Origin of the sequence: Nocardia sp. NPDC047654 (genome assembly GCF_043205035.1) — a bacterium.
GTDB lineage: Bacteria > Actinomycetota > Actinomycetes > Mycobacteriales > Mycobacteriaceae > Nocardia.
Map to the genome: position 1 here is coordinate 259,899 of NZ_JBIDDF010000003.1, position 20,928 is coordinate 280,826.

The following is a 20,928-nucleotide window of genomic DNA, read 5'->3' on the forward strand; positions in this document are numbered from 1 at the left end:
TTCACTTCTTGGGTGGCCTACCGCAGAACCCCCGCCGTGCAGGCCCGCCTGGACGCCCAGGCGGGGCTGATCGTGCACGCCGCGACCAAGGTGCTGTCCCGCGGCGGCTATGCCGCGTTGTCCATGGCGGCGGTCGCGGCCGAGGCGGGCGTGGCCACCGGCACCGTTTACAAGAACTTCGACGGCAAGTCCGCCTTGGTGCGGGCGGTGTTCCGGAAAGTGGTCGCCCGCGAGGTCGCCGCCGTGGCCGAGGCGGGTTCGCGCGGAACCGCCGTCGAGCGGGTGACCGCGGCGGTGGAGACCTTCGCGGGCCGCGCGCTGAAGAACCCGAACCTGGCCTACGTGCTGCTCGCCGAGCCGGTCGACGCCGCCGTGGACAGCGAACGCCTGCGCTTCCGGCGAGCGTTCGCCGAGACCTTCGAATCGGCGGTGGCCGAAGGTATCTCGCGGGGTGAACTGCCCCCGCAGGACCCGAGGATCAGCGCGGCCGCGTTGGTCGGCGCGATCGGCGAGGTGCTGGTGGGCCCGCTCGCCGACGCGCCACACGGCGAATCCGTCGTCCCCGAACTCACCGCTTTCGCGATCCGCGCGCTGGGCGTGCGCGACGACCCGGGCGCGCTCGCCGCCCGGCTGGAATCAGGAGTTTCAGATGCAGACGCATGAAGTCTTCAACCAGGTGCCCGACATCGTGCCCTTCGACGCCTCGCGCAATCCGGCGCTGCTCGAGGGCCTGCACCGGGAAGGCGCGGGCTGGGCCGAAGCGGAGGTGCGGGAACTGGGCGCGCTCGCGGGTGGTGCGCAGGCGCAGGAGTGGGGCAGGCTCGCCAACGAATACCCGCCGGTGCTGCGCACCCACGACCGCTACGGCAACCGCGTCGACGAGGTCGAGTTCCACCCGCACTGGCACGACCTGATGCGTGTCGCCGTCGAGCACGGCCTGCACGGCGCACCGTGGCTGGACGACCGCCCGGGCGCGCACACAGCGCGTGCGGCGAAGTTCTACACCTGGGGCGTCGCCGACGCGGGCCACATGTGCCCGATCTCCATGACCTACGCGGTGGTCCCCGCCCTGCGGCACAACCCGGAACTCTCGGCGCGCTTCGAACCGCTGCTCGGCTCCCGCGTCTACGACTTCGGGCTGCGTGAACCGTCAGCCAAGGCCGGGCTCATCGCGGGCATGTCGATGACCGAGAAGCAGGGCGGCTCGGACGTCCGCGCCAACACCACCACCGCGACGCCGCAGCCGGACGGCAGCTACCGGATCGTCGGGCACAAGTGGTTCACCTCCGCGCCGATGTCGGACATGTTCCTCACCCTGGCGCAGGCTCCCGGCGGCCTGTCCTGCTTCCTGCTGCCCCGGGTGCTGCCGGACGGCGCCCGCAACCCCATCCGCATCCAACGGCTCAAGGACAAGCTGGGCAACAAGTCCAACGCCTCGTCGGAGATCGAATACGAGAACGCCGTCGGCCTACTGGTCGGCCCGGAGGGCGCGGGCGTCAAGACCATCATCGAGATGGTGAACATGACCAGGCTGGACTGCGTGATCGGCTCGGCCACCGGAATGCGCGCGGGCGCCGTGTACGCGGTGCACCACGCCAGGCACCGCAAGGCGTTCGGGGCCGCGCTGATCGACCAGCCCGCGATGCGCAATGTGCTGGCCGATCTGGTGATCGAGTCCGACGCCGCGACCACCGTGATGATGCGGCTGGCCGGGGCCACCGACCGGGCAGGCCGGGATCCGGCCGAGGCGGCGCTGCGGCGCATCGCGCTGGCGGTCACCAAGTACTGGGTGTGCAAGCGTGCGCCCGCCCACGCGGCCGAGGCGCTGGAATGCCTGGGCGGCAACGGGTACGCCGAGGAATCCGGCATGCCGCGGCTGTACCGGGAGGCGCCGCTGATGTCCATCTGGGAGGGGTCGGGCAATGTCGCCGCGCTGGACGCGTTGCGCGCCATGGGGCGTCAGCCGGAGACGGTCGAGGCGTACTTCGACGAAGTGTCGCGCGCCAAGGGCGAGAACCCGCGCCTGGACGACGCGATCGCCCGGGTCGGCAAGGAATTGTCGGATCTCGACGACATCGAATACCGCGCAAGGCGCGTCGTCGAGTTGATGGCGCTCGTACTCCAGGGCGCTCAGCTCGTTCGCCACGGCCACCCCGCCGTCGCCGACGCCTTCTGCGCCACCCGGCTCGGCGACGACTGGGGCATCGCGTTCGGCACGCTGCCCACCGGCGTCGACACGGGCGCGATCATCGAGCGCGCGTTCGTCTGAGCCTGTGCCACCGGGGACCGGGTCTGGTTCCCGGTGGCTCCAGGGTCGGAGCCGGGACTCGGGCCGCTCGGTACGGAGATGATCTGCGCGGACCGTATCGACCGGTCTCCCGGCCGGGCCGGGATCGTCTGCCCTGGTGACCGCGATCGGACTCGGATACGAAAAGTCCGGGGCATCGTCGTCCACAGCATCGGTGAACGGTGCACGGCTGCCCGTTTTCGCGGTCCGGTGCCGGTATCAGGCGGGCCGGCTCAGCACCCGTTCGACCAACGCGGTATCGCAATACTCGAACACATCACGCAGTTTGCCGTCGGCGACCCGGAAGACGAAGCAGTAGGTTTGGTCGTAGCTCTCCCCGCGCGTGGTCACGCCCTCGGCGCGGGCCCGCACGACGACGCGGTCGCCCTCGGCGATGATCGTCTCCGCGGCGATGCGGTACCCGGTGAACTGAGCCATCAGTGGACGCAGGAGTCGTTCCAGTACCGCGCTTTTCGGTTCCCAAGTGCCGCTCCAGGACCAGTCGCCGGGGAACACCCAGCGGAAATCGTCGGCCATGGCGTCGCTCAGCGCGCGGGTATTGCCCAGGGACATCTGCTCGAAGATGTCCGCGAGCAGCTTCTTGTTCTCGATCGCGGTCATGACCACGACGCTAGGGTCACCAGACATATGCGACAAGCGATTGTCTCGCATATCTGGTATGAGCAATGCGCATGGATGAATTCACCGTGTCCGGCCTGCGCGTGGTGCGGGAGGCAGCCGCTTGCGGCTCGTTCTCGACCGCCGCGGAGAACCTCGGCTACACGCAGTCCGCCGTGTCCCGGCAGATCGCGCTCATGGAGCGGGCGGCGGGTCGCGCGCTGTTCGAGCGGCACGCCCGCGGCGTGCGGCCGACCGCGGCGGGGCAGGTCGTCCTGCGCCACGCGGAGGTGATCCTCGCCGAGCTGGAGCAGGCCCGGCACGACATCCGTCATCTCGCGGTGCGCACGGCGGGCCGCCTGCGCCTCGGGGCGTTCTCGACCGCCATGGCCGCCTTGGTGCCCCGTGCGATCGCCGCCACCGCCGCCCGCGACCGGCAGTCGCGGATCTCGCTGCGCGAGGGGATCAGTCCCAGACTGCTCACCGCTGTCGCGCGCGGACGCATCGACCTCGCCGTGGTGACCTCGCCGGACACCGTGCCCTCCGGCGTCGAGATCGAGCCACTGGTGGACGATCCGTTGCTCGTCGCCGTCGCGTCCACGCATCCGCTCGCCTGCGCCACCAGCGCGACGCCCGACCTGCTGCGCGACGAACGATGGATCGCGGGCAGCCAGGAGCCGTCCGCCACTCTTCTCGGTGCGTGGCGCGACCCGGGCCGGGAGCCGGAGATCGCGTTCGTCGCCCGCGACTGGTTCGCCAAACTAGGCCTCGTCGCGGCCGGACTGGGCGTCACGGTGGTCCCCGGCATCGCCGTCCCCGTGCTGCCGCCGACCATCGCGCTGCTGCGGATCGATCATCCCGCCGCGGTCCGGCGCACCGTCCTCGCCCATCGCGGCGACCGCGGCCCCGCCGAACCCCGAGGGATGTTCGCCGAGGCGCTGCGCGACCAGGCGGCCGAGCTGTCGGCCCAGGTGCGCCAGCGCCTTCGCGATGGCGCGTGATCACCGGTTTCGCTATCCGCGACGAACAGCGCGGCCTTCCGAAGTTCATTCCGTGGACGAATGTGGACGCCTGGCGGGCGGGCAGCGGCCGACGGCGGTACGGGCTCGGCAGCGCCGGTAATGTGGCGGCGGTGGCAGGGGAGTTCGTCGAGAGACCGTTGAGCTGGTTGGTCCGGCGGGTGCGGGAGCATGCGGAGCGGGGACGGTATCTACTGGGGATCGCGGGGCCGCCGGGCGCGGGGAAGTCCACCTTGTCGATCGCGCTGCGCGACGCGATCAACCGCGAGGCGGGCGGCATGGTCGCCGAGATCGCACCCATGGACGGGTTCCACCTGGGCAACGACATCCTCCGGGCGACGGGAAGTCTTGCCCGCAAAGGGGAGCCGGACACCTTCGATGTCGATGGTTACGTAGCGGGGCTGCGACGCCTGCGGACCACACCGGTGGGCGAGCCGGTGGCATGGCCCACGTTCGACCGTTCCGTCGACGCCCCGGTGCCCGGCGGCGTGGTGTTCGACCGGCAGTCCATTGTCCTCACCGAGGGCAACTATCTGCTGCTCGACGACTTCGGCACGCGCCGATGGTCGGCGGTCCGGGCACTCCTGGACGAGTGCTGGTACTTGGACGCGGCGCGCGACGTGCTCGAGGATCGCCTGCTGCACAGACACATTCGCGGTGGTCGCACGCTCGCGGCAGCGCACGACAAGGTGCGCGACAGCGACTTGCGCAACGCGGATCTCGTCGCGGCCACCGAGCAGCGCGCCGACCTCGTGCTGCGCGTGGAGGCGGGAAACTACGCGGTGGCTGTCCCGCCGGCGGGATTCAGCGCAGGGTGAGCGAGGTCTCGAACTCGACGCGGGTCAGTTTCTCCGGGTTGCGGACGTAGTACAGGCCGGTGATGCGCCCGTCCTCGACACGGGCCGCCATGACACCGTCGATCTCGCCGTTCAGGCGCAAGAGCAGTGCCGGACTGCCGTTGACCACGCTCCGGCCGACGGTGAGCGTGGCGTCGAGCTTGCGCAGGCCGGTCGTGACGAAGCGGACCACCCTCTCGGCGCCGATGACCGGCCGCAGCGCGGCCTGCTTGACGCCGCCGCCGTCGCTGACCACGACGACGTCGGGAGCGAGCACGTCCAGCAGGCCCTTCAAGTCCCTGGTCTCCAGCGCCCGCTGGAACGACTCCAGAACCGCCCGGGTCTCGCTCACCGAGACCACCGAGCGTGGGCGGCGAGCATCCACGTGCTTGCGGGCGCGGTGCGCGATCTGCCGGACCGCCGCCGGGGTCTTGTCCACGGCGGCCGCGATCTCGTCGTAACCGATGTCGAAGGCCTCGCGCAGCACGAAGACGGCGCGTTCGGTCGGCGACAATGTTTCGAGGACGAGCATCAGCGCCATCGACATGCTCTCGGCGAGCTCGACGTCCTCGGCCACGTCCGGTGCGGTGAGCAGCGGTTCGGGCAGCCACGGACCGACGTACGCCTCCTTACGGCGTTTCATCGTGCGCAACCGGTTGAGCGACTGCCGGGTCGCGATCCGCACCAGATAGGCGCGCTCGTCGCGCACCTGTTCCGCGTCGACCTCGACCCAGCGCAGCCAGGTCTCCTGCAAGACGTCCTCGGCGTCGGCCGCCGATCCCAGCATCTCGTACGCGACGGTGAACAGCAGGTTGCGGTGGGCGACGAAAGCCTCGGTCGCCGGGTCGGTGATACGGTCGCTCATCTCTCGCGCCTCTCCTTCACGACCGTTCCTGGCCGTCCTTCTCCTGGTAGCCATCCACCTGCGCACATCGCCCGGCACGCATCACGCCCCGAGAGACGACGATCCGATACTCAGCGCAGCGTATGTGTCCGGCGGCGTCCCGTGCGAGCGCCGCCCGGATCCGCTGACGCTCGACGGCTTTCGCACCGGTACCCGCATCGGGCGTCCGCTCAGCGAGCGGTCAGGGCTTCGCTTCGCCGGGCCTGAAGCAATTCCCTCCGCTTGTCGTTCGTGAACCCCCAGGTGAACGACCCGGGCTCGCGCGCCTCGTTCGCCAATTCCTTGACGACGTTTGCGCAGGCGAACTCCTTGATCTTCGCGGCCAGGCGACCACCGAGGTAGAACCCGTTCGCGACGTCGTCCCTGGAGGCGATCTGCACGGTGGCGGCGCGCCGGCCCAGGCCGATGCACTGGCCGAAGAAGCCCACGTCGATGGCCGCGGGCTGCGCGCCCGTGATCCGGGCCAGCACCGTGTCGGCGGCGTGCGCGCCCAGCGGACGCGCGGTCTGGCAGCTCATTCGCAACGGCAGACCCGACGGCGCCGCCGAATCCCCGGCCGCGACGATGCGCTCGTCGTCCACGCTCGTCAACGTCTCGTCGGTGAGCAGGCGTCCCACGGCGTCGGTGCTGAGTCCACTTCGGGCGGCCAGATCCGGCACACCGAATCCGGCGGTCCAGATGGTCACCGCGCTCGACAACGTGTGGCCGCCGCTGAGCCGCACCGCGTCGCGGGTCACCGCCGTCACCTTGCTCTCGGGACCTTCGAGCACGGTCACGCCGAGCTTCGCCAGCCGTGCGGCCACCGAGCGCCGCCCCCTCGGGTGCAGGTACGGGCCGAGCGCCCCGCCGCACAGCAGCGTGACCCTGCGGCCCTGCTCCGCCAGCTCGGCGGCCGTTTCGATACCGGTCGCGCCGGCTCCCACGACCGTCACCGCGGCCGTCGCGGGCGCGGCGTCGAGCACCGACCGCAGTCGCTGCGCCTCCTCCAGGGTGGCGATCGGGAAGGCGAGGTCGGCAGCTCCGGGCACGCTCGGTTCGGCGCTGCCACTGCCCACCGCGTACACCAAGTAGTCGTAGCCGACCGCGCCGCCGGACGCCGAGCTCACGCGGCGTTCGGCCGCGTCGATTCGCGTCGCGGTGTCGACCACCAACCGGACGCGCTCGCCCAGGATCTCCCGGTAGTCGACGACCGCTTTGTGGGATCCGCCCACCAGTTGGTGCAGGCGGATGCGCTCGACGAAACCCGGACGCGGGTTGATCAAGGTGACGGTGACGTCGGCACGCCGTGTCAGGCGATTGGCGGCCAAGACGCCGGCGTATCCGCCGCCGACCACGACCACATCGGTTTTCCCAGTCATGGTGTCTCCTTCACTTCGGGGGTCGGCATCAAGACACCGCAGGAGCACCCGCCGTGACAGGGTGTGATTCAGATCACCGCCGGGAGTCTCGCGCCCCTCACCACCCCCGGCCCTGGGCATCCGAAGAGACGGACCGTGTATCGGCGCGTGCAGTGGCTCACCCGCTCTACCTGGCCCGATGATGAATCAATGACGGAGAATCGCGCAGGCGGCACAGTATCGGGCGCCCTGTTCAATGTGCTGGCCGTGGTGTGCGCTCTGCTGTTCTATTACTTTCTGCCGCTGGAGAGCCGGGCGCTCGGCCGCCCCGCCGGGGTGCTCGGGCTCGTCGCCTTCGTCTTCGGAGTCGCCGGCCTGATCTGGCTGGCGCGGTGGCGCATCCGGCGGTACCTGCGCGATCCGCCGACGACCGCAGGAAGGATCAACGACGTACTGCTCGTGGTCTGCGTCGTGGTGATGTTCTTCGCCGTGTACTACTACGTGCTCGAACAACACGCGCCCGGCCAGTTCGACGGCCTGCGCACCCGAACCGACTCGCTCTACTACACGATCGTCACCCTCGGGACCGTCGGCTACGGCGACGTGCACGCGGTCGGGCCCGCGGCGAAAGTGGCGACGATGGTCCAAGTGGTCTTCGACCTGGGCGTCATCGGTACCTTGATCGCGATCTCCACCTCGCGCATCGTTCAGCGACTCGACGAGACGCGACGCCAACCCCCGCCCGGCGGTGCCGCCTAGCGCGCGGACGAACTCAGCGGTGCGCGCGATACCAGCGAATGAGCGAATCCGTCGACGAATCGTCCTGCGGCCGCGGTTCTTCGGCCGCCGTGAGCAGCGGAGCCAAGGCGAGCGCCTGCTGCTTGCCCAGTTCGACACCCCACTGGTCGAAACTGTCGATGCCCCAGATGGTGCCCTCCACGAAGACCTGGTGCTCGTAGAGCGCGATGAGCTGACCGACGACCGACGGGGTGAGCCGCGGCGCGAGAATGGTGGTGGACGGGCGGTTGCCGGGCATCACCTTGTGCGGCACGATCTCGGGATCTGTTCCCTCGGCCGCGATCTCCTCGGCGGTCTTGCCGAACGCGAGCACTTTGGTCTGCGCGAACAGGTTGCTCATCAGGATGTCGTGCATGCTGCCGGTGCCGTCGATGGTGGCCAGATCGTCGGTGGGCTGCGCGAATCCGATGAAATCCGCGGGAATGAGCCGGGTGCCCTGATGCAGCAGCTGATAGAAGGCGTGCTGCCCGTTGGTGCCCGGTTCGCCCCAGAAGATCTCGCCGGTGGAGGTCGTGACCGGTGTGCCGTCGGCACGGACCGACTTCCCGTTGGACTCCATGGTCAATTGCTGCAAGTACGCGGGGAAGCGGGCCAGATCATTCGAATAGGGCAGCACGGCATGGGATTCCGCCCCGAAGAAGTTCGAATACCAGACGCCGAGCAGGCCGAGCAGTACCGGAGCGTTCGCCTCCAGCGGCGCCTCGGCGAAATGCCGGTCCACGGCGTGCATGCCCGCGAGGAATTCCGCGAAGCGCTCCTTGCCGATGGTCGCCATCACCGAAAGGCCGATCGCCGAGGCCACCGAGTACCGGCCGCCGACCCAATCCCAGAACCCGAACATGTTCTCGGTGTCGATACCGAATTTCGCGACACGTTCGGCATTGGTGGACACCGCGACGAAGTGCTTGGCCACGGCGTCCGCACCGAGCGCGGCGACCAGCCAGCGCCGGGCCGCGGTCGCGTTCGTGAGCGTCTCCAGGGTGGAGAAGGTCTTGGACGCGACGATGAACAGCGTGGTGGCCGGATCGAGCCCGTCCAGTTTCGCGACCAGATCGGCGGGATCGACGTTCGAGACGAATTCGGCGCCGATACCGGCGTCCTCGTAGTGCCGCAGCGCCTGATGCACCATGACCGGCCCCAGGTCCGACCCGCCGATGCCGATGTTGACCACCGTCGTGATGCGCTCGCCGGTCGCCCCGCGCCATGCGCCGGAGCGCAGCGCGTCGGTGAACTCGCCCATCCGCCGCAGCACCCGGTGCACCTCGGCGCCCGCGTCGACGCCGTCGATGATCATCGTCTCGCCTTCGGGCAGCCGCAGCGCGATGTGGCCGACCGCGCGGTCCTCGGAGGTGTTGATGTGCGCACCCCGGTACATCGCGTCGCGCCGCTCGGGTACGCCCGCCTCGCGCGCCAATTCCACCAGCAGATGCAGGGTTTCCCGGTTCACGCGGTGCTTGCTGTAGTCGATGTGCAGGTCCGCCACCTGGACGGTCAGCTCGCTGCCCCGGGCCGGATCGTCGGCGAAGAACTCCCTGAGGTGTCGTCCGGCGACGGTGCCGTGGTGATCGTGCAGTTTCCGCCATGCCGCCGTCGCGGTGATGTCGCTGCTCACGTTCGCCGAGAGTACAAGCAGGCACCGCCGCGCGCACGGGTGCCTGCGTGGAGAGTCGGCCGGACCGGCGCGCGTTCGGCGTTTGCGCTTCCGTCGTGAGGCTTAGGCTGGCGTCATGGTGTCCGAACGTGAACTTCTCGAATCCGTACCGAAGCAGTTGTGGATCGCAGGGCGGCCCGTCGACGCCACCGGAGCGGGCACCTTCCCGGTGCACAATCCGGCGACCGGCGAGGTGCTGACGCACGTCGCCGACGCGACGCCGGAGGACGCGATGCGCGCGCTCGACGCGGCCGTCGCAGCCCAGGAAGAATGGGCGGCCACGCCCGCCCGCGAGCGCGGGGAGCTCCTGCGCGAGGTGTTCGAACAGATCACCGCCCGCGCGGAGGAGTTCGCCCTGCTGATGACCCTGGAAATGGGCAAGGCGCTGCCGGAGAGCCGCAACGAGGTGCGCTACGGCGCCGAGTTCTTCCGCTGGTTCAGCGAGGAGGCCGCCCGGGTGCACGGGCGCTACCTGCACGCTCCTTCCGGCACCGGCCGGATCGTGGTGCACAAGCAACCGGTCGGCCCGTGCCTGGCGATCACGCCGTGGAACTTCCCGCTCGCCATGGGCACCCGCAAGATCGGCCCCGCGCTGGCCGCGGGCTGCACGATGATCGTCAAGCCCGCCTCGGCGACGCCGCTGACCATGCTGCTGCTGGCGAAGCTGTGCAGCGAGGCGGGGGTGCCCGACGGCGTGCTGTCCGTGCTCACCTCCAGCCACTCCGGCGCGGTGACCCAGCCCTTGCTCGACGATCCCCGGCTGCGCAAGCTCACCTTCACCGGCTCCACCGAGGTGGGCAAGAAGCTGGTGGAGAAATCCGCGAACCGGCTGCTGCGCACCTCGATGGAACTCGGCGGGAACGCGCCGTTCGTGGTGTTCGACGACGCCGACATCGATGCCGCCGTGCAGGGCGCGATGCTGGCGAAACTGCGCAACGGCGGTGAGGCGTGCACCGCCGCCAACCGTTTTCACGTGCACAACAGCGTGCTCGAGGAGTTCACCACCAAGTTGGTCGAGGCGATGTCGAGCAGCGTGCGGCTCGGCCCTGGCGCCGATCCGGACACGACGCTGGGCCCGCTGATCAACGAGGAGCAACTGCGCACGGTCGGCGAACTCGTGGACGACGCGGTCGCGGCGGGTGCGCGGGTCCTGATCGGGGGCAAGGCGCCCGGTGGCCCCGGCTGGTTCTATCCGGCCACTGTGCTGGCCGACGTCCCGCCGCAAGCCAGGATCCTGCGCGAGGAGGTGTTCGGCCCGGTCGCCCCGATCGTCGGTTTCGACACCGAGGAGCAGGGGCTCGCCGCCGCCAACGACACCGAGTTCGGTCTGGTCAGTTACGTCTACACGCGCGATCTCGATCGCGCCTTGCGGATCGCCGAGGGGCTGGAATCCGGCATGGTCGGCGTCAACCGCGGCGTCATCTCCGACCCCGCTGCTCCTTTCGGCGGCGTCAAGGAATCCGGCTTCGGCCGGGAGGGCGGCACGGAGGGGATCGAGGAGTACCTGTCCACCAAGTACATCGCGCTCACGTGAGCGCGCGCCGCGGGTTCCGCGTTCCCGAAGGCGATCGCTCGCGCAGCTGACGGTCGAATCCTGCCTGTCGGCGGCGCTTATTCGTGGGGTTCGGCCGACCCGAGATCGGCGTCGGTCGGTCCGGTGCCGACCGGACGGCCCAGGTGGGTTCAGCATGCTCGGGGCGCGCAGCTGGGCGTCCGCTCTGAACCCAACTGTCTGTGCCCCGTGCTTTCGGGGGGCGACTTGATGGATCATCGACACTAGCCTCGGCCTTGGTTCCGCCGGTGGGCTGATTGCGAGAGGGCGCGGGTGCTGGTGATGCTCGATTGAGCAACGGCGTGGTCAGAGCCGCATTGCAGGTCGTGGACGCTTTGAAACGGCTGACCAAGAGGGAAGCCGAGGGCGTCGCGGGCATGAAAACGGGCGCAGCCCGCGCTTCCCGCCAAGTCATCGATGCGCACACGCACGGCGACGCCGACGGTGGGCTCGGGATCCGACGTGCGGCAGGTGGCGATGCCGGTCCCGGGCGGGATTTGTGCCCCCCGCCGCCGGACCGAGCGTCGTTGGCCCAGGCCGTACAGAGACTCGACGCCGAACTGAATCGACGTTTCGGCGAGAGCGGACCGACCGATGAGGAATTGTATGACCTCATAGCCCACCGTCGGCTGTCCCGGCTGGAGCAATACGCCATCATCGACAGAAGAATCGACGAGACAGCGGTTTCCCTCGGCCGGGACAGCGCCGAGTTACGTGAGCAGATGCGGCGAGAGCTGAAGGCCGCGCTCGACGGGAAACCGTTGGCTATTCGTGTCCGCGACGACAAACTCGTGGCGATCCTCGAGGAAGGGCGAATCAGGGGCATCCGCAATCCCGTGGGCGATCGCGCCCATGCCGAAGCCGAGTGGTTCGGCCCGGACGTCCACGACAACCCACCCGTCTACGGCTACGTCGCCGTGGACGGAGTGCGCCCATCACAAGACGGCATGATCGATGCGTTGTCGGAGCTGAACTACGGCGACAATCAGATCTACCTGAAGCCGGAGGTCCGGTCGAGAACGACCATCACGTTCGGTGACTCGCTGGTGGAGAGGGAGCGGGCGATACCCTCCCCCCTTGACAACCCGTCGGAATACTCCTATGGCGCCGGAGTGAACGGTATCGCTCCGATCGGCCGCGACTATCTCGGAGCGGATTTTCGCGCCAACCATTTCATCGAAGCCCAGATGTTCGATCTGACGACCGCGGACATAGATTTCATCGGGTTGCACCAGCCACCTAGTGCAGCCGTGCGAGAGGCGTTGGACCAATCCGGAATAGATTGGCGCGTGCTGGACAATCGCACGATCGCGGCGGAGGGCAGCCCCGCGGAACGAGCGGCCGCGATCGAACGGACGAGTCAAGACCTAGAGCATCTTCGCCATGTGCATCCCGTTATGCGCTCGCATGCCGAACCGCTCGAAGCGGAGCTGAGGGCCGACCTGCGGGCACTGAACGATTCCGCCGCAGGTGATAAACCGACCGTGGATCCCGGATAGCGTCGGTGGGGCACCATCCACCGAGCCGACGATCTGGAAACCTTCCCCGGGCGGTAGGCGGCCTGGGCGGACATGAGGCGGCCGCCCCGGGGTGCATGTACACCCGGGACGGCCTGTTCGGAAGCGACGGTCTGGCGAGCGCGCCGCGTACTTTCAGTTCAGTGGCCGAGACGACCGCGGCCGAGGCGAAGCAGCAGCATGGCGAGAGTGTGGCCTTCCTGGCCGAGCTCGCTGAAACGCTCCAGCACCTTCATCTCGCGACTGTGCACAAGGCGCGGCCCGCCCGACGCCATGCGCGTCCGGCCGATGATCCGGGAGATCTCCGTGCGACGCTTGATCGCGGCCAGGATCTCCGCGTCGAGACGATCGATCTCCTTGCGGAGCTTGTCGATCTCGGCCTCGGTCTGCGGCAGCGCGGATTCGGACCCGGTCGTCGTGGCAGGGGTGCTCATCATTCATCTCCTCGTGTCAGAACATGGATCGGCGCGTGCTCGCGGCTCGTTACCGATCGGTTCTTTCACCGTGAAACAGACCTGGTGGGGCCTCGTATTGTCCCCCCAGAAAGGTGTGCTCAGGTACAGGCCCCGCGGTCCCGGCGTTCGGCTGGCAGCCGAATCGGATGTCTGGCGAAAGCGCTGAGCATGTCGCCAGTGTGCCACGGGCTGGGGGGTATGCAAAACATATACATTTGGCAATCGCGCGAGATTCGCAGGTTGTTTCACCCGCCCTTCCCACCAGCGGGAGTTCACTCGCCGTTCAGCCATCCGGCGCCGAACCGATACCGATCTCACCCGGGGCTTCATCTGTGTCGGTGGCCGCCGGTAGCGTGGACGGACGATGGACATCACGGTGGCTCCCAAGACGCAGGCCGGTCGGATCGTGCACCCGGATCCGGCATCGAAACCGCAGTTCGCCGGCGGTAACGCGGCGGAGGGGTCGCAGCCCGCCGCCGTCGGCGCGGCGCCGCCGACCGACGCGGAGCGCGAGCGGCAGCGCGCCGAGCGGGAGCAGCGGCGCGCCGAGGAGGCCGAGCGGCTGCTCGACGGCTTGAATCCGCCGCAGCGCGCGGCGGTCGTGCACACCGGATCCCCGCTGCTCATCGTGGCCGGCGCGGGCTCGGGCAAGACCGCGGTGCTCACCCGCCGCATCGCCTACCTGCTGGCCGCCCGTGGCGTCACGCCGGGCCAGGTGCTGGCCATCACGTTCACCAACAAAGCCGCCGCGGAGATGCGGGAGCGGGTGACCGGACTGGTCGGCCCGCGGGCGAACGCCATGTGGGTGTCGACGTTCCACTCCAGTTGCGTCCGCATCCTGCGCACCCAGGCGGCGCTGCTGTCCGGGCTGAACTCCAACTTCTCGATCTACGACGCGGACGATTCGCGGCGCCTGCTCACCATGATCAGCCGCGACCTCGACATCGACACCAAGAAGTACTCCGCGCGCCTGCTGGCGACGGCGATCTCCAATCTGAAGAACGAACTCATCGATCCGGCCCGCGCCACCGCCGACGCGGAATCCGACGACACCGAGCTGCCCGGCCTGGTCGCGCGGGTCTACACCGAATACCAGCGCAGGCTGCGCTCGGCGAACGCGCTGGATTTCGACGACCTCATCGGTGAGACGGTGGCATTGCTCCAGAATCACCCGCAGGTCGCCGAGTACTACCGCCGCCGGTTCCGGCACGTGCTGGTGGACGAGTACCAGGACACCAACCACGCGCAGTACGTCCTGGTCCGCGAGCTGGTCGGCCACCACGTGGAAGACGGCGCCGAGGACCGGGTCCCGCCGAGCGAACTGTGCGTGGTCGGCGATGCCGACCAGTCCATCTACGCCTTCCGTGGCGCGACGATCCGCAATATCGAGGAGTTCGAGCGCGACTTCCCCGACGCCGAAACCATTCTGCTGGAGCAGAACTACCGCTCCACCCAGCACATCCTCTCCGCCGCCAACGCGGTGATCTCGCGCAACGAGAACCGGCGCGAGAAGAAGCTGTGGACCGATTCCGGCGAAGGCGATCTGATCACCGGCTACGTCGCCGACAACGAACACGACGAGGCGTCGTTCGTCGCGCGCGAGATCGACCGGCTGGTCGACCAGGGCGAGGCCAACTACGGCGACGTCGCCGTGTTCTACCGCACCAACAACAACTCCCGCGCGCTGGAAGAGATCTTCATCCGGATGGGCCTGCCCTACAAGGTGGTCGGCGGCGTCCGCTTCTACGAGCGCAAAGAGGTCCGCGACATCGTCGCCTACCTGCGGGTGCTGGAGAACCCGGAGGACGCGGTGAGCATGCGCCGCATCCTGAACACGCCGCGCCGCGGCATCGGCGATCGCGCCGAAGCCTGCGTGGCGGTCCATGCCGAACAGCGCGGCATCGGTTTCGCCGCCGCGCTGCGCGACGCCGCCGAAGGCAAGGTGGCGCTGCTGAACACGCGCGCGCAGCGAGCCATCGCGGGCTTCCTGGAGTTGCTCGACGACATCCGGGCCGCCGGGGAACGCGCGGAGTCCGACTTCCCCGATGTCGGCAACGTCGTCGAAGCGGTGCTCGAGCGCACCGGTTATCGCGCCGAACTGGAGGCCTCCGACGACCCCCAGGACGGCGCCCGGCTGGACAACCTCAACGAGCTGGTCAGCGTCGCGCGGGAATTCAGCTCGGAGGCGCAGAACAACGCGGAGGCGGCCCGGCAGGAGGGGCTGCTGCCCGAGGTGGGCGAAGGGGAGCCGGATCCCGGTTCGCTCGCCGCGTTCCTCGAGCGGGTCTCGCTGGTGGCCGACACCGACCAGATCCCGGACGAGGGCTCCGGCGTGGTCACGATGATGACGCTGCACACCGCCAAAGGCCTGGAATTCCCGGTGGTGTTCGTGACCGGTTGGGAGGATGGGCAGTTCCCGCACATGCGGGCGCTCGGCGATCCGACCGAGCTGGCCGAGGAACGCCGCCTCGCCTACGTGGGCATCACGAGGGCCCGGCAGCGCCTGTACCTGACGCGGGCGGTGGTGCGGTCCGGCTGGGGGCAGCCGGTGTCGAACCCGGAATCGCGTTTCCTGCAAGAGATCCCCGGCCACCTCATCGACTGGCGCAGGCTCGAGCCCGCCGGATCGCCCGGAACGAGGGGTCTGCGGCGTCGCGGCGGTGACGACGACGGGCTGGAACGGGATTGGACGCGCGGCGACGGGTGGTCGGAGCCACGGCCCGGCTTGCGCGATCGCGGCCCGCGCAGGCCCGCTCCCGGCGGCGCGACCCGCAACAACACGAACTTGGTGCTCGCCGTTGGCGATCGGGTCAGCGACGACAAATACGGTCTCGGACGGGTGATCGCCGCGGAGGGCTTCGGGCCGCTGGCCACGGTGACCATCGACTTCGGCACCGCGGGCAAGATCCGGTTGATCCCGCAGTACAGCCGGACGCTGGTCAAGCTCTGAGCTGCCGGGGTCGGGCCTTCGGACCCTGCCGCGCGGACGCGTTCCGCCGGTAGGGTCCGCGATATGGACACGGTCGCGCAGCACATCCTGTGGTTTCTGCCCATGTTGTGGCTCGGCATGGTGCTGGCCATCTCGTTCCTGGAAGCGCCGCTGAAGTTCCGTGCACCCGGGGTCACGCTGCCGCTGGGACTCGGCATCGGCCGCTTGGTGTTCCGCGCGCTGAACGCCGCAGAGGCCGTGCTCGCCGTGCTGCTGGTGGTCGCCGCACTGGTCGCGGGCCCCGGCAAGCCGACCTGGTTGTGGCTGGGCGTGGCCGTGGTGTTGCTGGCCGTCCAGATCCTCGTGGTGCGCCCGCCGCTGTCCCGCCGCGCCGATCGCGTGCTGGCGGGCGAGGATCTGCCGCGCTCGCACGCGCACTACTGGTACATCGGCCTGGAGGTCGTGAAGGTCGTCGCGTTGCTCGGTCTCGCGATCGCCGCCGCACCCTAGGCGTCCACAGACGTCGAGGTCATAGCTGAGCGCTCGTAACCGTCCGCTCCGCTGTCTCGACGGGCGGCGTGGTCAGGGTGCCTCGAGATGGATTCCGAGCAGTTCGCGGAGCTGGTCGTAGGTGCGGTTGAGGGGTGCGATGCTGCGATCCGCGATCGACATCATGACTGCGCCCTCGATCGCCGCGATTGTCGTGGTCGCCAGGCTCTGGGCTGTCCGGGCTGGTACGCCCTGCGCGATGGCTTTCTCGGCCAGGTGGCGTTCCCAGCGCCGGAATGCCTCCTTGGATAGTTCTCGGGCGCCCGGTGCTTCGCTTCCGCCGTACGCCGCGGCGGCGATCGGGCACCCGGACTGGTAGTCGCTGGTCACCAGCACCCATTTCCAATACTCGACGAAGGCCCGCAGCATTTCCTGCGACGACAGCGTCTCGGCCATCTGCTCGATCATCTGCTCGATCCAGGCGCCTGCGGTCCGGACGGACTCCTCGATCAACTCCGTCTTTCCGCCGGAAAAATGCTTGTAGATCGATTGTCGTGCGGTGCCGCTGTGCTCGAGCAGATCGGCCACCCCGGTGCCGGCCACCCCTCGGCGTCTGATCAGCTCGATCGCGCTCTCGATCAAGCGCCGTCGCGCATCCGCAGCCATGAGCCTCTTCCCCTCTGCGCAGGCCATCCAGCCTAGCGACGCACCCGAACAGTAGACCATCCAGTCTTCCGGATTGACTCTCGTCTCCAGATCTCCTCGAAGAGTGCGCTACCCCTCGCTTGCGATAGACCAATCGTTCTACTACGCTGCCGTTAGCGTTACGCGAAGTAACATCAATTTGTCGGAGGGAACCGGTCCGAACCCCACCGCGGGGCCTGATCTCGGCGTCCCACAAAAAGGCGGTGCTGTCGCGGAATCGAGCTGCCCGCCGACACCGCATGGCTACCGGTCCGCGGTGGCTATCGCCCTGCCCGCCGGGGTCGGCAGCCACTTTCCGCGTGGTCCGCATCGCAATGACGAGGAGTCGATTTCCCATGCCCCACTCATCTGTCGCCGAGCCGGCCGCACGGGCTGAGCACACCGCAACCCCGAGCATGCGGGGGCGGTGGCCGGCCCTTGTCGTCATCTGCGCCGCGGAATTGCTCGTGGTGCTCGACAACACCGTCGTCAACGTCGCGTTGCCGTCCCTGGGGGTGCAGTTACACGCCGGTTTCAGCGGATTGCAGTGGGTAGTCGACGCGTACACGCTCGCCTTCGCGGGCTTGCTGCTGGCGTTCGGCCACCTCGGAGATCGCTACGGCCGCCGCATGGTGATGATGCTCGGACTGGCCGGCGTCGCCGTCATGTCTCTGGGTGGCGCGTTGGCGACCGACCTGGGGCAGGTGATTGCCGCCCGCGCCGCTATGGGAGTGTTCGCCGCCGCTGTATTCCCCGCGACGTTGGCGCTGATCATCAATATCTTCACCGACGTCAGGGAACGGACCGTCGCCATCGCGGCGTGGACGGCGATGGCAGGCTTCGCCATCGCGATCGGGCCCACCGCAGGGGGTTGGCTACTCGAGCACTTCTCCTGGCACTCGGTCTTCTGGGTCAATGTTCCCGTCGCGACGATCGTCCTGCTCCTCGCCCGCGTACTGCTTCCGGAGTCGAAGGCGGCACACACCGGCAGGCTCGATGTGATCGGCATCGCCCTGTCGCTCCTGAGCGTCACCACCTTGGTGTGGACCATCATCGCCGCGCCGCGTCAGGGCTGGCTCTCCCCGACCAGCCTGACGTGCTTCGTCTTCGCCGTGGTCTGCTTCGCGGTGTTCGTCCGATGGGAGATGCGCACCGGCTCGCCCGTACTGAACATGAACCTGTTCCGGATCCGGCGATTCTCCCTGCCCGCGGTGGCGATCGCGGTCGGCTACTTCTCCATGTTCGGCTTCTTGTTCATGATCACCCAATACTTCCAGGGAGTGATGGAGCTGTCGCCGCTGCAATTCGGGTTGCACTCGCTACCGTTCGCCGTGGCCATCGCCGTCGGCGCCCCATTGGCCACGCTGATCGCCCAGAAGGTCGGCACCACGGCAGTCATCGTCTTCGGTCTGGTGGTGATGAGTGTCGGGATGTTCATCGCCGGGCAGGTGAAAGTGGAGACACCGTATGTGGGTCCGGTGCTCGTCTCGATGGTGCTGATGGGTCTGGGGCTGGCGATCGTGCAGGGCCCGGCGACCGAATCGATCATGGCCTCGGTGGCCCTGGACGAAGCGGGAGCCGGTTCGGCGGTCAACGACACCACCCGCGAGGCGGGGGGAACTCTCGGCGTCGCGGTGCTCGGATCGATCGTGGCGTCGGTGTACACCACCGAGGTCGGACCGCGCATCGATGCCATTCCCGACTTCCTGATGACCCCGAACGAGAAGAGTTTCGCCCGCGAGAGCGTCATCGCTGTACTCGAAATGACCAAGCGCCCCATCAACCCGGCCTTCGCCCAGCAGAAGGCCGACCTGATCTACGCGATGAAGGCCGCGTCCATGGAGGGGTTCCAACTCGCCTCCTACGTCACGGTTTCGGCTTCGCTGATCGTCGCGGGTGCCATCGCCATCTTCCTGCCCTGGAAACCCGCAGGCGACTCCGTGTTCCTCGGCTGGAAACGCAAGCCCACCCCCTGAAGAAGAGTCGGGTCGGGTCGCATGTGGCCGAGTTGCGCTTATCCGACCGGATCCGCCGAACACGAGCAATGCGGGAATATGTCAGCGCGGCTCGCGCGAGGTGCCCGGCTTCATGCGCCCGGCGTCGATGAGCGTCTGCCGGGCCGCCGCCTTACGCGGGCGTCGGTCCGCGCGGCAGTCCCTGTGCCGCTGCATCGTCTGGTGCGCTTCGGAAAGGCTCAGCGGGCGCTCGGGAGCTTCATGCGGCCAGCCGGTAGGCCACAATCCAGGGTCGGGCCGCTCGGCGCGAATCCGTTCGCGTTCGCGCTCGGCGCGCCACTCGGCGGCCACACGGTCGATGATCGCTTGCGCCGACAAGTCGTCCGGCCCGGCGTCTCGCCACCAGTTGAACCCCATGGTGTTTCACCCCTGCTTCGTCGTTGTCCTCTGGGTGCACGCCACCCGGCGGGGTGTGATCACCGGGGGCCGCTCACGGCTCGCGGTGCGTCCGTTCCAGAGCAGACGCGCCGCCGGGTGGGTGCGGCTGCAAGCGTCGCGCGGAAAACATCGCTCTGGACTGGTAAAACGGCTACAGCACGTCTACCGATCCGCCTACGATCCACCCATGGGGACGGACGGGGGTTGCCTCCTGACATCGGGGAACATTTGCGAGCCGCCAGGCAGGCGGCGGGACTCTCACCGGCCGATCTGGCGGCACGAATACCGTTCTCGCGCAGCTACTTGGGGCATGTCGAGACGGGGACACGCGTCGCCTCGGCCGATGTGGTCGCGGCCTACACGCGCGCGTGCGGCGAAGTGACATGCGACCCTGTCACACTGGTCGGTATGTTGGGCCGAGCGGATGTGGACCGGCGGTCGTTCCTGCGCACGTCGGTCTACAGCGCGGCGCTCTCGGCGACCGCGCTGGTGTCGCAGTCGGACATGGCCCGCTTGGTGCGAGTCGACGACTCGGCGCACGTCGGGATGCCGGAAGTGCGCGCCGTCCAGGGGATCACGGACGCTTTCTTGCGCTTGGACGAAGTCAAGGGCGGCGGCATCGGCCGGACCGCAGTCGCCGAATTCCTGAGCACCGATGTCGCGTCACTGCTGCGCTCACGGTTCGCCGATTCGACGGTCCGTTCCGCCGCGTTCAGCTCCGCCGCCGAGCTGGCGTATCTGGCGGGTTTCAAAGCGCACGACGCGGGGGAGGACGGTATCGCGCAGCGGTATTTCCTCTCGGCGCTGCGGCTCGCGCAGGAATCCGGTATCCCGGGACAGGAAGGTTTCTGCTTCCGCATTCTCGGGTTACACGCCACCGACGTACGACAGCCGCAGCATGCCGCCGAGCTTGCCGAACGTGGAGCGGCAGCGGCACGAGACAAAGTAAGTCCGGACACGATGTCCTTGTTCCTGGTCGGTCTCGCGCGCTGCTACGCCGAAACGGGGCAGCAGCGAGCAGCGCGCAATACCTTGCGCGAGGCGGAACCATGGATAACCACCACGGAAATCACCACCGAGTTACCACGGTGGGCGGCGCTCTGGTGCCCGAACAAAGCGAGCGTGGCCAGGCAGACGTCGAAAGCGTTCGCCGCCCTGGGTGATCACGCTGAAGCCGAGCGGTACCTGTACTTGTCGCATTCGATGTGGAGTCCCGAGACGCACACCAGGATTCACGCTCTTTCCGCCGCCGAAACAGGGTTGATTCGTTGGCGTCTCGGACGGCACGAGGACGCGGCGAAGCTCTGGCGGTCCGCGCTACCCGTTCTGTCCGCCGTGTCCTCGGACCGGGCGTCGAAAGTTCTGCGCAAGGTGCGAAAGGCCGCGCCGGAACTGTTCGCCGGCTAGATGAAAATTCTTCCGCCACAGCAAGATTCACACGCCCGCAGCACTCGACCAG

The 20,928-nt window shown here is 68.4% G+C and carries 18 protein-coding genes and 1 pseudogene; 12 read left to right on the forward strand and 7 right to left on the reverse strand.

The features are described from left to right. Positions 1-12: 12 nt before the first annotated feature. Together ACGF7Y_RS14420 and ACGF7Y_RS14425 are read left to right on the forward strand one after the other, a co-directional pair. The gene (locus ACGF7Y_RS14420; protein ID WP_393233518.1) at positions 13-663 is read left to right on the forward strand and encodes a TetR/AcrR family transcriptional regulator; all 651 of its coding nucleotides are present in this window, start codon (positions 13-15) and stop codon (positions 661-663) included. Continuing rightward, positions 650-2,269, forward strand: a complete 1,620-nt coding sequence (locus ACGF7Y_RS14425) for an acyl-CoA dehydrogenase family protein (protein ID WP_393233520.1) — start codon at positions 650-652, stop codon at positions 2,267-2,269. The genes ACGF7Y_RS14420 and ACGF7Y_RS14425 overlap by 14 nt, the downstream gene beginning before the upstream one ends. Before the next feature lie 237 nt (positions 2,270-2,506). Here ACGF7Y_RS14425 and ACGF7Y_RS14430 read toward each other — a convergent pair whose 3' ends face one another. Then, positions 2,507-2,908, reverse strand: a complete 402-nt coding sequence (locus ACGF7Y_RS14430) for a nuclear transport factor 2 family protein (RefSeq protein WP_393233523.1) — start codon at positions 2,906-2,908, stop codon at positions 2,507-2,509. 71 nt (positions 2,909-2,979) lie between these two features. On the opposite strand from ACGF7Y_RS14430, the gene ACGF7Y_RS14435 reads away from it, so the two are divergent. Together ACGF7Y_RS14435 and ACGF7Y_RS14440 are read left to right on the forward strand one after the other, a co-directional pair. Continuing rightward, positions 2,980-3,906 carry a LysR family transcriptional regulator gene (locus tag ACGF7Y_RS14435; RefSeq protein ID WP_393233526.1) on the forward strand — a complete coding sequence of 309 codons (927 nt, stop codon included), beginning with the start codon at positions 2,980-2,982 and terminating at the stop codon, positions 3,904-3,906. Further along, entirely contained in the window at positions 3,903-4,742 is an 840-nt protein-coding gene (locus tag ACGF7Y_RS14440) for a nucleoside/nucleotide kinase family protein (RefSeq protein WP_393233529.1), read from the forward strand. The genes ACGF7Y_RS14435 and ACGF7Y_RS14440 overlap by 4 nt, the downstream gene beginning before the upstream one ends. Here ACGF7Y_RS14440 and ACGF7Y_RS14445 read toward each other — a convergent pair. Together ACGF7Y_RS14445 and ACGF7Y_RS14450 are read right to left on the reverse strand one after the other, a co-directional pair. Then, positions 4,729-5,679, reverse strand: a complete 951-nt coding sequence (locus ACGF7Y_RS14445; protein ID WP_393233532.1) for an RNA polymerase sigma-70 factor — start codon at positions 5,677-5,679, stop codon at positions 4,729-4,731. The genes ACGF7Y_RS14440 and ACGF7Y_RS14445 overlap by 14 nt on opposite strands. A gap of 155 nt (positions 5,680-5,834) precedes the next feature. Beyond that, positions 5,835-7,022: an NAD(P)/FAD-dependent oxidoreductase gene (locus tag ACGF7Y_RS14450; RefSeq protein ID WP_393233535.1), complete on the reverse strand. Its 1,188-nt coding sequence runs from the start codon at positions 7,020-7,022 to the stop codon at positions 5,835-5,837. A 189-nt stretch (positions 7,023-7,211) separates the two neighbouring features. Here ACGF7Y_RS14450 and ACGF7Y_RS14455 point away from each other — a divergent pair, with 189 nt between their 5' ends. Next, positions 7,212-7,760, forward strand: a complete 549-nt coding sequence (locus ACGF7Y_RS14455) for a potassium channel family protein (protein WP_393233538.1) — start codon at positions 7,212-7,214, stop codon at positions 7,758-7,760. A gap of 13 nt (positions 7,761-7,773) precedes the next feature. Here the strand turns inward: ACGF7Y_RS14455 and pgi are convergent, their stop codons facing one another. Further along, complete coding sequence (gene pgi / locus ACGF7Y_RS14460) at positions 7,774-9,411, reverse strand: glucose-6-phosphate isomerase (protein WP_393233541.1); 1,638 nt, start codon at positions 9,409-9,411, stop codon at positions 7,774-7,776. Between the two features lie 115 nt (positions 9,412-9,526). Here pgi and ACGF7Y_RS14465 point away from each other — a divergent pair, with 115 nt between their 5' ends. Both ACGF7Y_RS14465 and ACGF7Y_RS14470 read left to right on the forward strand, forming a co-directional pair. Continuing rightward, a complete protein-coding gene (locus tag ACGF7Y_RS14465; RefSeq protein WP_393233544.1) occupies positions 9,527-10,984 on the forward strand; it encodes an NAD-dependent succinate-semialdehyde dehydrogenase in 1,458 nt (485 codons plus the stop codon). A gap of 320 nt (positions 10,985-11,304) precedes the next feature. Next, positions 11,305-12,501, forward strand: coding sequence for a hypothetical protein (locus ACGF7Y_RS14470; protein ID WP_393233546.1), 1,197 nt, complete (start codon positions 11,305-11,307; stop codon positions 12,499-12,501). Between the two features lie 158 nt (positions 12,502-12,659). Here the strand turns inward: ACGF7Y_RS14470 and ACGF7Y_RS14475 are convergent, their stop codons facing one another. Next, entirely contained in the window at positions 12,660-12,953 is a 294-nt protein-coding gene (locus ACGF7Y_RS14475) for a chorismate mutase (RefSeq protein ID WP_062977356.1), read from the reverse strand. A gap of 385 nt (positions 12,954-13,338) precedes the next feature. On the opposite strand from ACGF7Y_RS14475, the gene pcrA reads away from it, so the two are divergent. Beyond that, entirely contained in the window at positions 13,339-15,924 is a 2,586-nt protein-coding gene (gene pcrA, locus ACGF7Y_RS14480) for a DNA helicase PcrA (RefSeq protein ID WP_393233549.1), read from the forward strand. 63 nt (positions 15,925-15,987) lie between these two features. Beyond that, a complete protein-coding gene (locus ACGF7Y_RS14485; protein WP_393233551.1) occupies positions 15,988-16,413 on the forward strand; it encodes a hypothetical protein in 426 nt (141 codons plus the stop codon). Positions 16,414-16,485: 72 nt separating this feature from the next. Here the strand turns inward: ACGF7Y_RS14485 and ACGF7Y_RS14490 are convergent, their stop codons facing one another. Further along, positions 16,486-17,058, reverse strand: coding sequence for a TetR/AcrR family transcriptional regulator (locus tag ACGF7Y_RS14490; RefSeq protein ID WP_393233553.1), 573 nt, complete (start codon positions 17,056-17,058; stop codon positions 16,486-16,488). 434 nt (positions 17,059-17,492) lie between these two features. Between ACGF7Y_RS14490 and ACGF7Y_RS14495 the strand changes: the two genes are divergently transcribed. Continuing rightward, positions 17,493-19,052 carry an MFS transporter gene (locus ACGF7Y_RS14495; protein WP_393233990.1) on the forward strand — a complete coding sequence of 520 codons (1,560 nt, stop codon included), beginning with the start codon at positions 17,493-17,495 and terminating at the stop codon, positions 19,050-19,052. 81 nt (positions 19,053-19,133) lie between these two features. Here the strand turns inward: ACGF7Y_RS14495 and ACGF7Y_RS14500 are convergent, their stop codons facing one another. Beyond that, complete coding sequence (locus ACGF7Y_RS14500; protein ID WP_393233554.1) at positions 19,134-19,448, reverse strand: hypothetical protein; 315 nt, start codon at positions 19,446-19,448, stop codon at positions 19,134-19,136. Positions 19,449-19,565: 117 nt separating this feature from the next. Here ACGF7Y_RS14500 and ACGF7Y_RS14505 point away from each other — a divergent pair. After that, a pseudogene (locus tag ACGF7Y_RS14505) lies at positions 19,566-19,841 on the forward strand (multiprotein-bridging factor 1 family protein); the annotation flags it as partial. A 36-nt stretch (positions 19,842-19,877) separates the two neighbouring features. After that, positions 19,878-20,876, forward strand: a complete 999-nt coding sequence (locus tag ACGF7Y_RS14510) for a hypothetical protein (RefSeq protein WP_393234026.1) — start codon at positions 19,878-19,880, stop codon at positions 20,874-20,876. The last annotated feature ends 52 nt before the right edge of the window (positions 20,877-20,928 follow it).

Excerpts from the sequence above, each read along its gene's own strand:
- ACGF7Y_RS14475 (WP_062977356.1), bottom strand. The coding sequence starts at position 12,953 with ATGAGCACCCCTGCCACGACGACCGGGTCCGAATCCGCGCTGCCGCAG.
- ACGF7Y_RS14490 (WP_393233553.1), bottom strand. The coding sequence starts at position 17,058 with ATGGCTGCGGATGCGCGACGGCGCTTGATCGAGAGCGCGATCGAGCTG.
- ACGF7Y_RS14465 (WP_393233544.1), top strand. The coding sequence starts at position 9,527 with ATGGTGTCCGAACGTGAACTTCTCGAATCCGTACCGAAGCAGTTGTGG.
- ACGF7Y_RS14510 (WP_393234026.1), top strand. The coding sequence starts at position 19,878 with ATGTTGGGCCGAGCGGATGTGGACCGGCGGTCGTTCCTGCGCACGTCG.
- ACGF7Y_RS14450 (WP_393233535.1), bottom strand. The coding sequence starts at position 7,022 with ATGACTGGGAAAACCGATGTGGTCGTGGTCGGCGGCGGATACGCCGGC.
- ACGF7Y_RS14430 (WP_393233523.1), bottom strand. The coding sequence starts at position 2,908 with ATGACCGCGATCGAGAACAAGAAGCTGCTCGCGGACATCTTCGAGCAG.
- ACGF7Y_RS14425 (WP_393233520.1), top strand. The coding sequence starts at position 650 with ATGCAGACGCATGAAGTCTTCAACCAGGTGCCCGACATCGTGCCCTTC.
- ACGF7Y_RS14435 (WP_393233526.1), top strand. The coding sequence starts at position 2,980 with ATGGATGAATTCACCGTGTCCGGCCTGCGCGTGGTGCGGGAGGCAGCC.
- ACGF7Y_RS14495 (WP_393233990.1), top strand. The coding sequence starts at position 17,493 with ATGCGGGGGCGGTGGCCGGCCCTTGTCGTCATCTGCGCCGCGGAATTG.
- pcrA (WP_393233549.1), top strand. The coding sequence starts at position 13,339 with ATGGACATCACGGTGGCTCCCAAGACGCAGGCCGGTCGGATCGTGCAC.
- ACGF7Y_RS14485 (WP_393233551.1), top strand. The coding sequence starts at position 15,988 with ATGGACACGGTCGCGCAGCACATCCTGTGGTTTCTGCCCATGTTGTGG.
- ACGF7Y_RS14455 (WP_393233538.1), top strand. The coding sequence starts at position 7,212 with ATGACGGAGAATCGCGCAGGCGGCACAGTATCGGGCGCCCTGTTCAAT.
- ACGF7Y_RS14445 (WP_393233532.1), bottom strand. The coding sequence starts at position 5,679 with ATGGCTACCAGGAGAAGGACGGCCAGGAACGGTCGTGAAGGAGAGGCG.
- ACGF7Y_RS14500 (WP_393233554.1), bottom strand. The coding sequence starts at position 19,448 with ATGGGGTTCAACTGGTGGCGAGACGCCGGGCCGGACGACTTGTCGGCG.